This window comes from Sphingobacterium sp. JUb20 (assembly GCF_004342035.1).
GTDB classification, from domain to species: Bacteria; Bacteroidota; Bacteroidia; order Sphingobacteriales; family Sphingobacteriaceae; genus Sphingobacterium; species Sphingobacterium anhuiense.
The window spans coordinates 401,537-415,296 of sequence record NZ_SLYV01000002.1 but is presented as its reverse complement, the minus strand read 5'-3'; the positions used below and the strand labels follow the sequence as shown (position 1 = coordinate 415,296).

The 13,760-nt window shown below is 35.7% G+C and carries 13 protein-coding genes; 11 read left to right on the top strand and 2 right to left on the bottom strand.

Annotated elements, in window-relative coordinates:
- Positions 1-119: 119 nt before the first annotated feature.
- Genes mutL through EDF66_RS04975 form a run of 4 tightly spaced genes read left to right on the top strand, consistent with a single transcriptional unit; the run spans position 120 to position 4,693 of the window.
- Complete coding sequence (gene mutL, locus EDF66_RS04990; protein WP_132769269.1) at positions 120-1,997, top strand: DNA mismatch repair endonuclease MutL; 1,878 nt, start codon at positions 120-122, stop codon at positions 1,995-1,997.
- Positions 1,998-2,009: 12 nt separating this feature from the next.
- The gene (locus EDF66_RS04985) at positions 2,010-2,687 is read left to right on the top strand and encodes a rhomboid family intramembrane serine protease (protein ID WP_132841022.1); all 678 of its coding nucleotides are present in this window, start codon (positions 2,010-2,012) and stop codon (positions 2,685-2,687) included.
- 13 nt (positions 2,688-2,700) lie between these two features.
- A complete protein-coding gene (locus tag EDF66_RS04980; protein WP_132841021.1) occupies positions 2,701-3,582 on the top strand; it encodes a rhomboid family intramembrane serine protease in 882 nt (293 codons plus the stop codon).
- On the top strand, positions 3,575-4,693 hold the full coding sequence (locus tag EDF66_RS04975) for an endonuclease/exonuclease/phosphatase family protein (protein WP_132841019.1): 1,119 nt from the start codon (positions 3,575-3,577) through the stop codon (positions 4,691-4,693). The genes EDF66_RS04980 and EDF66_RS04975 overlap by 8 nt, the downstream gene beginning before the upstream one ends.
- On the opposite strand, the gene EDF66_RS04970 is transcribed toward EDF66_RS04975, so the two are convergent.
- Complete coding sequence (locus EDF66_RS04970) at positions 4,690-6,261, bottom strand: S41 family peptidase (RefSeq protein WP_243655993.1); 1,572 nt, start codon at positions 6,259-6,261, stop codon at positions 4,690-4,692. The genes EDF66_RS04975 and EDF66_RS04970 overlap by 4 nt on opposite strands.
- Before the next feature lie 180 nt (positions 6,262-6,441).
- On the opposite strand from EDF66_RS04970, the gene EDF66_RS04965 reads away from it, so the two are divergent.
- The 5 genes from EDF66_RS04965 (at position 6,442) to EDF66_RS04945 (ending at position 11,308) form a co-directional block, all read left to right on the top strand.
- Positions 6,442-7,011 carry a hypothetical protein gene (locus EDF66_RS04965; RefSeq protein WP_132841015.1) on the top strand — a complete coding sequence of 190 codons (570 nt, stop codon included), beginning with the start codon at positions 6,442-6,444 and terminating at the stop codon, positions 7,009-7,011.
- 107 nt (positions 7,012-7,118) lie between these two features.
- The gene (gene fumC / locus EDF66_RS04960; RefSeq protein WP_021188024.1) at positions 7,119-8,516 is read left to right on the top strand and encodes a class II fumarate hydratase; all 1,398 of its coding nucleotides are present in this window, start codon (positions 7,119-7,121) and stop codon (positions 8,514-8,516) included.
- A gap of 4 nt (positions 8,517-8,520) precedes the next feature.
- Positions 8,521-9,051, top strand: coding sequence for a fumarate hydratase (locus EDF66_RS04955; RefSeq protein WP_132841013.1), 531 nt, complete (start codon positions 8,521-8,523; stop codon positions 9,049-9,051).
- Between the two features lie 86 nt (positions 9,052-9,137).
- Complete coding sequence (locus tag EDF66_RS04950; RefSeq protein WP_132769279.1) at positions 9,138-10,307, top strand: MFS transporter; 1,170 nt, start codon at positions 9,138-9,140, stop codon at positions 10,305-10,307.
- Between the two features lie 8 nt (positions 10,308-10,315).
- Positions 10,316-11,308, top strand: coding sequence for an acyltransferase (locus EDF66_RS04945; RefSeq protein ID WP_132841012.1), 993 nt, complete (start codon positions 10,316-10,318; stop codon positions 11,306-11,308).
- A gap of 63 nt (positions 11,309-11,371) precedes the next feature.
- On the opposite strand, the gene EDF66_RS04940 is transcribed toward EDF66_RS04945, so the two are convergent.
- Positions 11,372-11,746 carry a DUF3127 domain-containing protein gene (locus tag EDF66_RS04940; protein WP_021187916.1) on the bottom strand — a complete coding sequence of 125 codons (375 nt, stop codon included), beginning with the start codon at positions 11,744-11,746 and terminating at the stop codon, positions 11,372-11,374.
- A gap of 70 nt (positions 11,747-11,816) precedes the next feature.
- Here EDF66_RS04940 and EDF66_RS04935 point away from each other — a divergent pair, with 70 nt between their 5' ends.
- Positions 11,817-12,998, top strand: coding sequence for a class I SAM-dependent RNA methyltransferase (locus tag EDF66_RS04935; RefSeq protein WP_021187917.1), 1,182 nt, complete (start codon positions 11,817-11,819; stop codon positions 12,996-12,998).
- The gene (locus EDF66_RS04930; protein ID WP_132841010.1) at positions 12,991-13,638 is read left to right on the top strand and encodes an HD domain-containing protein; all 648 of its coding nucleotides are present in this window, start codon (positions 12,991-12,993) and stop codon (positions 13,636-13,638) included. The genes EDF66_RS04935 and EDF66_RS04930 overlap by 8 nt, the downstream gene beginning before the upstream one ends.
- Positions 13,639-13,760 lie beyond the last annotated feature (122 nt).

Below are 13,760 nucleotides of genomic sequence, written 5' to 3'. Positions count from 1 at the left end.
GATACGTAAGTATTACGTATCAAATCTAACTCATGAAAGTTAATAAGTAATGTAATTTATACGACAACTTTCTAACGGAATTAAAAGCATTCCTCATTAATTTCGTAACTTCGCGTCATATGTCGGATATTATTCAATTATTACCAGATAATGTTGCCAATCAAATTGCAGCGGGTGAAGTCGTACAAAGACCTGCCGCGGCGATCAAAGAATTGATTGAAAATGCTATTGATGCTGGGGCTGACAAGATACAATTGATCATCAAAGATGCTGGAAAATCATTAATTCAAGTGATTGATAATGGTTGTGGAATGAGCGTGACGGATGCACGTCTTTGTTTTGAACGACATGCTACTTCCAAAATTCGTAAAGCAGAAGATTTGTTTGCCATTCGTACAATGGGATTTCGAGGTGAAGCAATGGCTTCCATCGCTGCCATTGCACATGTGACATTAAAAACACGTCGTTTTGAGGATGAATTGGGTACTGTCGTAGAGATAGAGGGCTCTAAAATCATCAATCAAGCACCAGAAGCTGTCGCTGCTGGCACCAATATTTCCATTAAAAATCTATTTTACAATATACCTGCACGCCGAAACTTTTTAAAAAGCAATTCGGTCGAGATGCGTCATATTATTGAAGAGTTCCAACGGATAGCATTAGCTAATCCTGAAATCTTTTTGACGTTACATAGTGATGGTAATGAAATGTTTCATTTACCTGCGGAAACATTGAAACAACGTATTGTTCATCTATTTGGCAACACGTATAATCAGCGATTAGTACCTGTAGAAGAGGATACCACGATCATAAAAGTAAATGGTTTTGTAGGAAAGCCTCAGTTTGCTAAAAAAACAAGAGGGGAACAATTCTTCTTTGTTAATAAGCGATTTATCAGAGACCATTACTTGAATCATGCTGTGATGAATGCTTTTGAAGAAATTCTGCCAGCAGAAACATTTCCTTTATATGTACTTTTCATTGACATCGATCCTTCAAAGATTGATATCAATGTACACCCAACGAAAACGGAAATTAAATACGAAGATGAAAAGGCAATTTACGCGATCATCCGATCTGCTGTTAAAAGGTCTTTGGGACGATATAATATCGCGCCTTCTTTGGATTTTGAACAAGAAACAGGTTTCTCAAACATGATCACGCCAAAACCTTTGGACGAGATCATTGTACCTACGGTGAATTTTAATCCTGATTTTAATCCGTTTGAACCTGATCAGATTACAAAGACGACATTTTCGCGATCAGATAATTATCTCGCAGGTTTTGAAAAGAAAACGGCCATTCCTCAAAATTGGGATACTTTATATCAAATTACTGAACAGGATGAATCGATGCAACTGCCTTTAGAGCACGAACAACAAGACCGTCCAATTCATCAGATACAAGGTATAAAAAGTCAAGCGACAACGAAACAATTTTTTCAGATCCATAATCGATTCATTGTTTCACAAATTCATTCTGGTGTGATGCTGATCGATCAACAAGCTGCTCATGAACGCATCTTATTTGAACAGTTCAAATCACAGCTTGATCAACATAAAGGTTTGAGTCAACAGAGTCTGTTTCCTCAAAGTATTGATTTAAATCCTTCAGATAATGAATTGATGCAAGATTTATTGGAAGATATTCAAAGTTTAGGGTTTCAAATTCGTTCATTTGGAAAAAACAGCTATATCATTGACGGAATACCTGCAGATTTAGGTACCGGAATTGACGAACGTAAAATTATTGAACAGATCTTAGAAGATTATAAGAACAATCTTAATGATTTCAAAATTGAGAAACGTGAGAATTTAGCAAAAAGCTTAGCGCGCAATGCGGCAATAAAACCAGGTACTTTTCTGGATAATAATGCGATATCAGAACTTATTGATCAGCTTTTCGCTTGTGAGTCTCCAAATATCTCTATTTTTGGGAAACCAATCGTTATTACCATTACCTTACAGGAACTATTAGAAAAGTTTAGTAAAAATTAGAAAATAAAAATTATGTTTCCACAATTAACACCTGTTGTCAAGAACTTATTAATAGTCAATATTGTATTTTTTATTGGTTCTAATCTAAGTCCAATGGCGTACAATTATCTTCCAGTATTTTATCCAGATTCACCCTTTTTCAAAATTTGGCAGGTCATCACCCATATGTTTATGCATGCGGATCTATCACATATCTTTTTTAATATGTTTTCACTTGTGATGTTTGGCTCCCTTATTGAACAGGTTTTAGGACCTAAACGTTTTCTAAATTTATATTTACTTTCGGGTTTGGGTGCTTGGTTATTACAATCGGGTGTGCAGGGCATTGAACTGTACAATGCTACGGGTTCATTTTTTCCTCTGCATCATAGTTTAGATCTTTCTAATTTAGCTTCTAGCAATCCAAACCTTGTTAAAGAAATATACACGACTAGAATGTTAGGTGCTTCAGGTGCTGTTTACGGAATACTTTTATCATTTGCTTATCTATTTCCGAACTTACCATTGCAATTCTTATTTATACCAGTACCCGTTAAAGCCAAATACATGATAGGGGGATTTATTCTTCTCGAAATTTATATGAGTATATCTAGACCGGGCGATTCTGTTGCACACTTAGCTCATGTCGGTGGAGCTTTATTTGGTTATATACTATTAAAGGTTTGGGGTATAAAAAAAGGATTATATTAATTAACTTTATAAGATGAGGGAAAACTCGTTCAAAAACTTTATCAGGACAACCTTCGGTTCAGGCTCTCCCATTCCATTTATTATTGGTGGACAGGTTTTCCTATTTATTCTGATTTATTTTTTTGATCTCCTTTTTGAGCTGAAGATTATTTCTTTCCCTCTTTTTCAATGGAGCGTAGATAAACTAAGTTTACCAACAAATTTTCAGGCATTCATCCAGCAACCGTGGTCTCTAATTACGTATAACTTTCTATATACAGGCCTTTTCAACGTTGCTTTTGATTGTTTATGGCTATATTGGTTAGGTACTATTTTCTTTAATTTTTTAAATAGGAAACAGTTTCTTTTCATTTACATTGTCTCCGCTATCATGTCGGGACTGATCTTTTTAGTCTTCTCACACCTTGCTCTTTTCTCCAATACGATTAATCCTCCATTGAGCACTGGAGCATTTGGATTAGCTGCAATTTTAGCTGCTACAGCTACCTTAGTTCCAAAATATGAACTTAGACTATTGCTGTTTGGGAATGTTAAATTAAAGACTATCGCTATCATTTATTTTGCAATCCAGTTTTTGTTCTTTATTCTTACGAATAGACCTGCGGCCATCAGTTATTTTTGTTCCATTCTCTTTGGAATGGGATTTATTTATGCACTGCAATCGGGCATGGACTGGTCTAAAGTATTTAAAAGAAAACAGAAAAGATCCGCAAAAATGAAAGTTGTCGTTGGGAATGGTGCACAACAATCAAAGCATCATCGTTATGATTTGCCCAATCAGGATCAGATCGATCAAATTTTGGATAAGATATCCTTAACAGGCTATGATAGTCTAAGTTCACACGAAAAAGAAATTCTTTTCAAAGCAAGCAATAATAATAAGATCGATGGTTAAGCGTGTATTGTTAAAAAAAAAATTGGGCTATTTAAGCAGGACCGTTTTCATTTTTAACATTCTTGCTATTGTTGCTTTATTGATTAGCTATTCTGCTTCTTTCATCAATCCTAAGACAGTTTGGCCTATTGCATTTTTTGGTTTAGGTTATTTACCGATATTACTTGTCAATATTGGTTTTATCGCTTATTGGTTGTTAAGAAAACCTAAAATGATTGTATTTTCTTTAGCAACGATCTTACTTGGCTGGCCACTGCTAACAAAACATTGGAATTTACGTTCGAGCTCTCCAATAACTCAAAAAGCATCTGATCAGATCCGCGTACTTAGCTTCAATGCCCATCTTTTTAAAGATATCAACGACTCAAAGAAAAACTTCAAAAATGATGCGATAAAGATATTGGACAGTATTAAACCTGACATTGTCTGTTTCCAAGAATATTACAGTAAAATAAAAGGGAAATATGTCATCTCTAATGAGTTTAAGAGCAAACTAGGCTATGACTATCATTATTTTGCAGAAAGTGCCAAAAATGATTATGAGGCTTATGGAATGACCATATTCTCCAAATATCCGATTATAAATTCTGGTAATATCTTAGATAATGACTATGGTATCAACCGCATTTCGTACGCAGATATTGAAAAAAATGATAGTACTATCCGCGTCTACAATGTTCATCTCAGATCTTTTGCTCTTCAAAATGATGAAAAGGAATTTTTTCAAAATCCATCATCCAAAAAGGAGACTGATAATGCCGCTACACGTCGCATTGGACGAAAACTTAAAAATGCTTTTGAATTTAGAAGTGAACAGGCGAGTTCTTTAAAAAAACATATGGACGCTTGTCCTTTCCCTTTTATCGTAATGGGTGACTTTAATGATACTCCTATGAGCTATTCAGTAAATCGGGTGAGTAAGGGGCTCCACAATGCATTTAAAGAAAAAGGATCGGGTTGGGGAGTGACGCATTATGAATTATTGCCGATCTTTCAAATTGATTATATTTTTGCCAGTTCCAATTTTGATATCTTAAATTATCATGTGGTTAAAAGAAAATTATCAGACCACTACCCTATCTGGAGCGATTTGAAATTGAAGCACCTTTAGTGCATCTGAATTCCCAATGCACGAAATGCTCCTGCAACAAAATGATCTTTTCTATTTTTTATCTTAAAGTAAGCTTCTCTACCAAAATAATAACGTCCTACTAGTGCCTCAATATCTGACTGAATAATTTGATGCAGACGATCTGCTTCAAGTTTGTTCACAGCTATTCCTTTTTTTAATAAAAAGGAAATGAAATCATTAAACTCGGAGTCAGGCAAATTGTAACCACTCAAGAAATTTTCTATGGAATAAGCTGGCAATTTTTTTGTAAACCTATCATAAACAAATTCTTGTATACTATTGGAATGATATATCTCTCTATATTTAGCACTGATTTCATTGGAATCTATTGGAATGAGAACGTCGGGCTGAATTCCACCTCCCCCAAATAGCATTTTCCCCTTACTGGTGGTATATAAATCATGCGGATTAAATTCGGTATCCAACGTCCATAGGTCAAATGTGGTCATATACTTAGACTGATCGTAATTTGCGCGCGTATATTTGCGCTGAATACATCTGCCCAAAGGGGTGTAATAACGTGCTACTGTCAGGTTAACGGCAGAGCCATCGGCAAAGTCAAATTGTTCTTGAACTAATCCTTTGCCATAGGAACGACGACCGACTACTGTACCTCTATCTAAATCCTGTAGCGCACCTGTCACGATCTCGCTTGCGGAAGCTGAATCTTCATTAATAAGTATTACGATGCGACCTTCACTAAAATCACCTGCTTCTTTTGAGAAATAATCCCTTCGCAATTCATTGGCTCCTTCAGTATACATCAGTAAACGCTTATCTTTAAAAAACATACTGGCTATTTCAATAGCTGTATGTACATAACCGCCGCCATTGCCTCTCAAATCTAAAATTAAATCTTGCGCTCCACTTTTTCGAAGATCGCGCAATTTGATTTTAAAATCTTCAGAAGTCTGATGCCCAAAGCGTCTTATTTTTACGTAAGCTACTTTAGGAGCTATCATATAGGATGCATCCAATGTACTCACAGATACTTGATCGCGAACAACTTTGAGCGGAGTTGTCAAAATTTCGTTATTTCGTTTCACAATGATGTCTACTGTAGATCCTTTTTTACCTCGAATCAACTTGTCTACTTCATTTTCTGTCACACGTACGCCAGCTATATTTCGATTCGCAATTTTGACCAATCGATCTCCAATCTTCATTCCAGACTTTTCTGCAGGACCGGCTGAGATCATTCCGACAACAAGCAAGGTATCGTTAAGATTAAAGTACTCAACACCAATACCATCAAAAGTTCCTTCCAGAGCCTCTGCTTGTGCTAAACGTTCATTGGGTTTTAAATAGGTTGAAAAAGGATCTAATCGGGTAATGATATGCTGAATGGCTTCATCCTGAATCGTATCTAAACTTACTTTATCAACGTAATTGTCCGATATTAAATTAACCAGATATTGAACTTTTTCAGAATTACCGGTCAGTCCCCCTGCTAGAATAGAAGTTGATTGTTTATTACCTTGTTCATCGGCATATTTTTGCCCAAGCAATAGCCCCACGAGTAAAACCCCTGCGTATGTTGCTGCCACAAAAATATTCCGTTTTATACTTCCTTGCATATGAAAAGATGCTTCAAAAATACTAAGTTTTATCCATTAAAACCACAATATATGAGTTGATTTTTGGATTAAAACAAAAGTCGTTAAAAGTGGTTAATATGTGAAAGTTTTCTCAACTTTGTGTTTGTAACAATCAAATAATCTGCCAAAATGCACGAAATTGAACCTTTTTACAATTGGAGACATGATTATATCGCATCGGAAGATGAACAGTCTCCTTTTTACGGAACGATATATAATGAATTTGAATACAATAAACAGATTTATAATTTCCTTTTACACCCCCAGTGGGACGACTTTGGTTCACATACTTTATATTTGAAAGTCCTATTTGTAGACTATGACAAGCAATTTTGCATCATCGAACTGATCGGGGAATGGAATGATGCCATTGATAATGACATTATGATCCTGAAGCGTGAAGTGATTGATCTGATGATCGCTTCGGGTATTAATCATTTTATATTAATTGGTGAAAATATTCTTAATTTTCATGCTTCAGATGATACTTATTATGAAGAATGGTTTCAAGATATTGATGATGGTTGGATAGCTGCTGTTAATTTTAGGACACATGTCATCACAGAATTTATGCAAAATAATATTGATTATTATATCAATTTTGGAGGAAACCTCAATGATCTTTCTTGGCGTACCTTAAAACCAATTCAAGTTTTCCATCATATCAATGAACAATTAACCAAACGACTGAATGGTTAACAACATTTGAAGATACTATGACATTCAAATTTTACTAAGATGAAGTGTTTGAATGCCTGTTCTCTATATTTTTACTTAACTTTGTTATATTAAAAAAATCAAACGCTATGTCATTTAGAATAGAAAAAGATACCATGGGTGAAGTTCAAGTACCTGCAGATAAATACTGGGGTGCTCAAACAGAACGTTCACGCAATAATTTCAAAATTGGTCCTGCTGCATCTATGCCACATGAAATTATCGAAGGTTTTGCTTACTTGAAAAAAGCTGCTGCTTATGCAAATGCTGAATTAGGTGTATTACCTATTGAGAAACGTGATGCTATTGCTGCAGTTTGTGATGAGATCTTAGCTGGTAAATTGGACGATCAATTTCCATTGGTAATCTGGCAAACAGGTTCGGGAACTCAATCTAACATGAATTTAAATGAAGTAATTGCAAACCGTGCTCAGGTATTAGCTGGTTTCAAAATTGGAGAAGGTGAGCCTGTGTTAAAAGCGAATGATGATGTGAACAAATCACAATCTTCTAATGACACCTACCCTACTGGAATGCACATAGCGGCCTATAAAGCAGTTGTTGAAGTAACAATTCCTGGTGTTGAAAAACTACGTGATACATTAGCAAAAAAATCTGCTGAATTCATGAATGTTGTTAAAATTGGCCGTACTCACTTAATGGATGCAACTCCTTTAACATTGGGTCAAGAATTATCAGGCTATGTAGCACAGTTGAATTATGGTATCAAAGCTGTTAAAAATACTTTAGCGCATTTGGCAGAAGTAGCATTAGGTGGTACTGCAGTTGGTACGGGATTAAATACACCTGCTGGATATGATGTTCTGGTAGCAAAATATATCGCTGAATTTACTGGTCATCCTTTCATTACTGCTGAGAATAAATTCGAAGCTTTAGCTGCGCATGATGCCATTGTTGAATCACACGGATCATTAAAACAATTAGCAGTTTCGTTAAATAAAATTGCTAACGATATCCGCATGTTGGCTTCTGGTCCTCGCTCTGGTATTGGTGAAATTATTATTCCTGAAAATGAACCTGGTTCTTCGATCATGCCTGGAAAAGTTAACCCTACTCAATGTGAGGCTTTAACAATGGTTGCTGCTCAGGTAATGGGTAATGATGTAGCTATTACTATCGGTGGTACTCAAGGTCACTATGAATTGAATGTATTCAAACCTTTAATGGCGTCTAACTTTTTACAATCAGCTCGATTAATCGGAGATGCTTGTGTATCATTTGAAGAGCACTGTGCAAGTGGTATTGAACCAAATTATGCTCGTATTAAAGAATTAGTTGATAACTCTTTGATGTTGGTAACGGCTTTGAATACTAAAATAGGCTACTACAAATCGGCAGAAATTGCACAGACAGCACATAAAAATAACTCGACATTAAAAGAAACGGCTATTGCATTAGGATATGTAACTGCTGCAGAATTTGACGAGTGGGTAAAACCTGAAGAAATGGTAGGTAGCTTAAAATAAGGCTATGATTCCATTTTTAAATAAATTAAAAAATATCAAAGCATACCTATTTTTAGCAATGGGTATGCTTTTGCTATTTGGAAGTTGCAAATTCAATTCGGAAATGCAATCTGAGGGTGCTGGTTATTTGCAAGGGGAATGGAAACAAGACAGTATTGCCGACCAAGATCAAATGTTACAATATACGCTCACACATTTCCGTTTTACCTGTGACTCCATTTATGCACGCATGTATGTCCATGCTAAAACAAAGCAGATATCAGATAGCTGTTATAATAATGGGTCTTGGATCGAATATGCTAAAGGTATTTATGTTGTACGTGGTGACAGTGTCATTGTCGATGGTATATACGTCAAAGAAAATGGCAAACAAAAAGTATCTGGGTGCTATCGCCAAGGTCAATATTTACCAAGGTTTAAAGTTGCTTTCCACTCTAAAGATTCTCTAGTATTAGAAAATAAATATGATCAGCGCCCTATCATATTACGTAAAACAAAGGATGTAATTTGTGTCCCGCAGAAACGCTGGCAATAAAAAAGAATAAACGTGTAGCCATTTAATTTTTTAAATGGCTTTTTCTATCATTAACGACACGCTCGTCACTATCTGAGCAAAAAAATATGAATAAAGGAATTATTGCATTGGCATTTGGAGGTCTCGCTATAGGAATGACAGAATTTTCTATGATGGGAATCTTACCAGACATCGCAAAAGACTTAAATATCGATATTCCAACAGCTGCCCATTTAATAGCACTTTATGCTATCGGTGTTGTTGTTGGTGCCCCTACATTAGTACTATTATCTGGAAAATACCCTCCTAAAAACGTTTTACTTTTTTTAATGGTTCTATTTTTCATTTTTAATGGATTATTTGCTATATCTCCTACCCATTTTACCATGCAACTTTCAAGATTTATGTCCGGTTTGCCACATGGAGCTTTCTTTGGTGTAGGTTCTGTTGTTGCAGCTAGATTAGCTCCTAAAGGTAAAGAGGCGCAGGCAATATCGATTATGTTTACAGGTATGACGATTGCTAATTTAGCAGGTGTGCCTTTAGGAACATATATCGGACATCATTACTCTTGGCGCATTACCTATGGTGTCATCAGTGTACTAGGCCTCCTAACATTTTTAATGATTTATCTTTGGTTACCAAAAATTGAATCTTCTAAACAAAACAATATTATAGCACAGGTAAGTTTTTTCAAAAAGCAAGAAGCATGGCTACTGATGGCAATTATTGCAATCGGAACTGGAGGTCTTTTTGCCTGGATCAGCTATATTGCTCCATTGGTTACAAATGTATCTGGACTTGACCCTAATCGTGTGCCTATTATTATGATTTTAATCGGTATAGGTATGTTTTTTGGAAATTTATTGGGTGGAAAAATGGCTGATACCATCTCTCCGACAAAAGCGGCCATTGCTAGTTTTAGTGCTATGGCGATATGTTTAGTCTTTGTTTATTTTGTTTCACCATTTCAATGGTCAGCATACATTATGGCCTTTATTACGGGTTTGGTTTCTTTTACAATAGGTCCACCTACACAGATGATGTTGATCCGGACTGCTAAAGGTGCTGAAACTTTGGCTGCAGCGGGTGGTCAGGCAGCATTCAACTTGGGTAATACTTTAGGAGCTTATTTAGGAGGTATACCCATTACATATGGCTTAATGTATAATACTCCTTCTTTAGTAGGTGTTGGTATGGCCACTATAGGCGCTTTACTTGCTTGTGTATTCTTGGTTCAATTTGTACAAAAGAACAGAATCCCAAGTGCAGATTAACAGATAATATGACCGAAAAACTTAGCTATATCAGTGTCCTTCGAATTATTGCTACCATTGCAGTTATCGCGATACACGCATCTTCTGGTTACTTAAATAGTACTGATATAGCTGGGTTTGACTGGAAATATGCAAATCTGATAAATAGTTTCACTCGATTCTCTGTCCCCATATTTGTGATGCTTTCTGGGGCTCTCCTGCTGACGAAAGAAGAACATACAGGACAGTTTTATAAAAAAAGACTCCTTAAGATTTTTTATCCCTTTCTTTTTTGGACTATTATTTACTTTTTTTATAACACGAATGTGCTGGAATTAAATATAGACCAATTGATCTCTACATTGGTCTATAGACTCAAAAACGGTGCGAACGCACATCTTTGGTATCTCTATATGATCATGGGTCTATACCTTGCTATTCCTTTTCTTCAAAAGATCGTAAAGCATTCATCTATGAGAGAACTGGAGATTTTTTTAGTTTTATGGTTTATAACGCTGTTTATATTCAACAAAAACTTTTCAACCTATCTACCAAAATTCGATCTTACATTTTTTTCGAGTTATACAGGGTACTTGATCTTAGGCTATTATTTGAAGGTGAAAGATTTTAGGGAGATAAAATGGTGGTGTTTGTTTTTATTTATCATGGCTGCATTGGGAACAGCTTATTTTACTTATGAAATGAGTTTAAGCGCACATGAATTTCGTCCACTTTTATACGGTTATTTGTCACCGAATACAGTCCTGATTGCTACCGGTATATTTATATTCATCAAAAAAATATCGCGTGATCTAAAACTTCCCCAGTGGGCATTATGGATCGATCAATATAGTTTTGGAATATATCTCTGCCATATCCTGATTTTAAATTATGTACATCCGATATTACCCGTGGGCACATTTTTAAAGATTCCTTTAGCAACTTTTGTTACACTTGCCATCAGTATTATGCTTATATACGGTATTCGTAAAATTCCTTTTGGCAAATACATTTCTGGTTAATAAAAAAGCTTCAATAAGCGCAGGGCTAATTGAAGCTTTTTTATATTTGAGATTCGCGTAAGACTAGAAAGGTAAATCGTCGTCGTCATTTGATCCTGATAAATCAACTGGAGCTGGCATTTCAGCATAACCTGGAGCAGGAGCTGAGGCAGCAGTATTTGCTAATTTAGTAACTCTCCAAGCAACTAATGAATTGAAGTATGTTGTTACACCTTCTTTATTTGTCCAAGGACGACCACGTAAATTGAAAGAAACTTCAATTTCTTCACCTACAGTCAAACCATCAAAAATTGATGTTCTGTCTTGAGTAGCTTCAAAGCGAATATATTCAACAAACTGCGGATTTTCAGCGTAAGCCACGATTATATCACGCTTCTTAAATGACTCTGTTACTTGTTGCGTAGCACCTATTTCGTGTACTTTTCCTCTAATTTCCATAATCAAAAATATTAAACCGTAAAAATAAGCATTTTTTGAGTAAGAGATTAACTAACTTTGTACAAATATTATGGAAGTTTTCAACACCCCCAATAAAATCATCATCACTTGCAATAAGCGACTTTCTCCTTATTTGCAACAAGAAGTCGAAGAACTTGGCTTCGAGATCAAACGTTCTTTCTCTACTGGTGTAGAATTATTTAACACTTTGAATGAAACGATTAAGTTAAATTTGAATTTGCGCACTGCTTCTCAGATTCTTTATTCGATAAAAGAATTTAAAGCGTCCAACCCTCAGGAACTATACGATGAACTGAAAGACATCGCATGGGAAGAGCTTATTGCTTTTGACGGCTATTTTTCTGTGACTTCAAATGTCGATAACGAAACAATCACGACACCTTTATTTGCGAATTTGAAAGTTAAGGATGCCATAGTTGATCGTATCAAAGAAAAAAAGGACATTCGCCCAAATTCGGGTTCTGATGCAAACAAAGCTGTTATACATCTGTATTGGAAAGATGACCGCGCAGAAGTTTTTATCGATTCTTCCGGTGAGACGCTAGCAAAACACGGTTATCGTAAACACCCTGGAAAGGCACCAATGTTAGAAGCGCTTGCTGCTGGTACTATTCTTGCAACGAAATGGGATGGTCTATCATCTTTTGTCAACCCAATGTGCGGTTCTGGTACTTTAGCTATTGAAGCAGCATTGATCGCGACCAACCGTCGTCCTGGCCTTTACCGCATGAACTATTCGTTTATGCATTTCATTGGTTACGATGAAGAAGTCTTTTTTCAAGAAAGAAGAAATCTTAAAGAACAGGTCAATAAGAAAGCAAATCCGAAGATAATTGCTTCAGATCTTTCGCAACAGGCGGTAGATATTGCAATCATGAATGCCAAGACTGCTGGTGTAGATCAGCTTATTGATTTTCAAGTTTGTGATTTTGCTGACACAACTGTACCACAAGAAGAAAAAGGAATTGCTATATTTAACCCGGAATATGGTGAACGCCTTGGTAATCATAGTCAATTGGAATTAACATATAAACGTGTAGGTGACTTTCTAAAACAAAACTGCAAGGGTTATAAAGGTTACATTTTTACTGGAAATCCGGATCTTGCCAAAAAGATAGGCTTACGGGCTTCTAGAAAAGTTGAATTTTATAACGGTAAATTAGATTGTCGTTTATTAGAATACGAATTATACGAGGGAACTCGCGAAAAACCAAAAGTAATTTATGAATAAGATTATTGAAAGTACGGTTGCATTTGTACAGGACAGATTAAAATTTGCTGAATCTGGTCATGATTGGTCTCATATCCAACGTGTATGGAACAACACAAAATTAATTCTTCAAACGGAAGAGGCGGATTACCAAACTTGCGAACTAGCCGCTTTATTACATGATATTGCTGATAGCAAATTTCACGATGGAGATGAAACGATAGGCCCTCGTGTTGCTGGTGAATTTTTAACCTCTATAGGCGTTGATAAAGACGTAATTGAACATGTTGAAAAAATTATTTTAAACATGTCTTTTAAGGCAAGTCTTGGCGAAATCGTTTTTCATTCTAAGGAACTTGAGATTGTTCAGGATGCTGATCGTTTGGATGCAATAGGTGCAATTGGTGTTGCTCGAGCATTCAACTATGGCGGTCATAAAAACAGAGAAATGTATAATCCGAATGTCCCTGTTCAAGAATATCAGGACAAGGAAAGCTACAAACATTCTGAAGCACCGACAATTAATCATTTTCACGAAAAGCTTTTATTGCTTAAAGATAAAATGAATACCAAAGCAGCTCAAGCTATCGCTGAAAAAAGACATGAATTTATGCTTTCTTTTTTAGATGAATTTTATGCTGAGTGGGAAGGTAAACGATAACAATAATAAAACTTAATATTTCCTTAACTCGGAAATTACACAAAAATGGTACTTTCGATAATTATCGAGGTACCATTTTTTTTGTTTAAATTTAGTCTGTAAAACTAAGCCCGTAATAAATT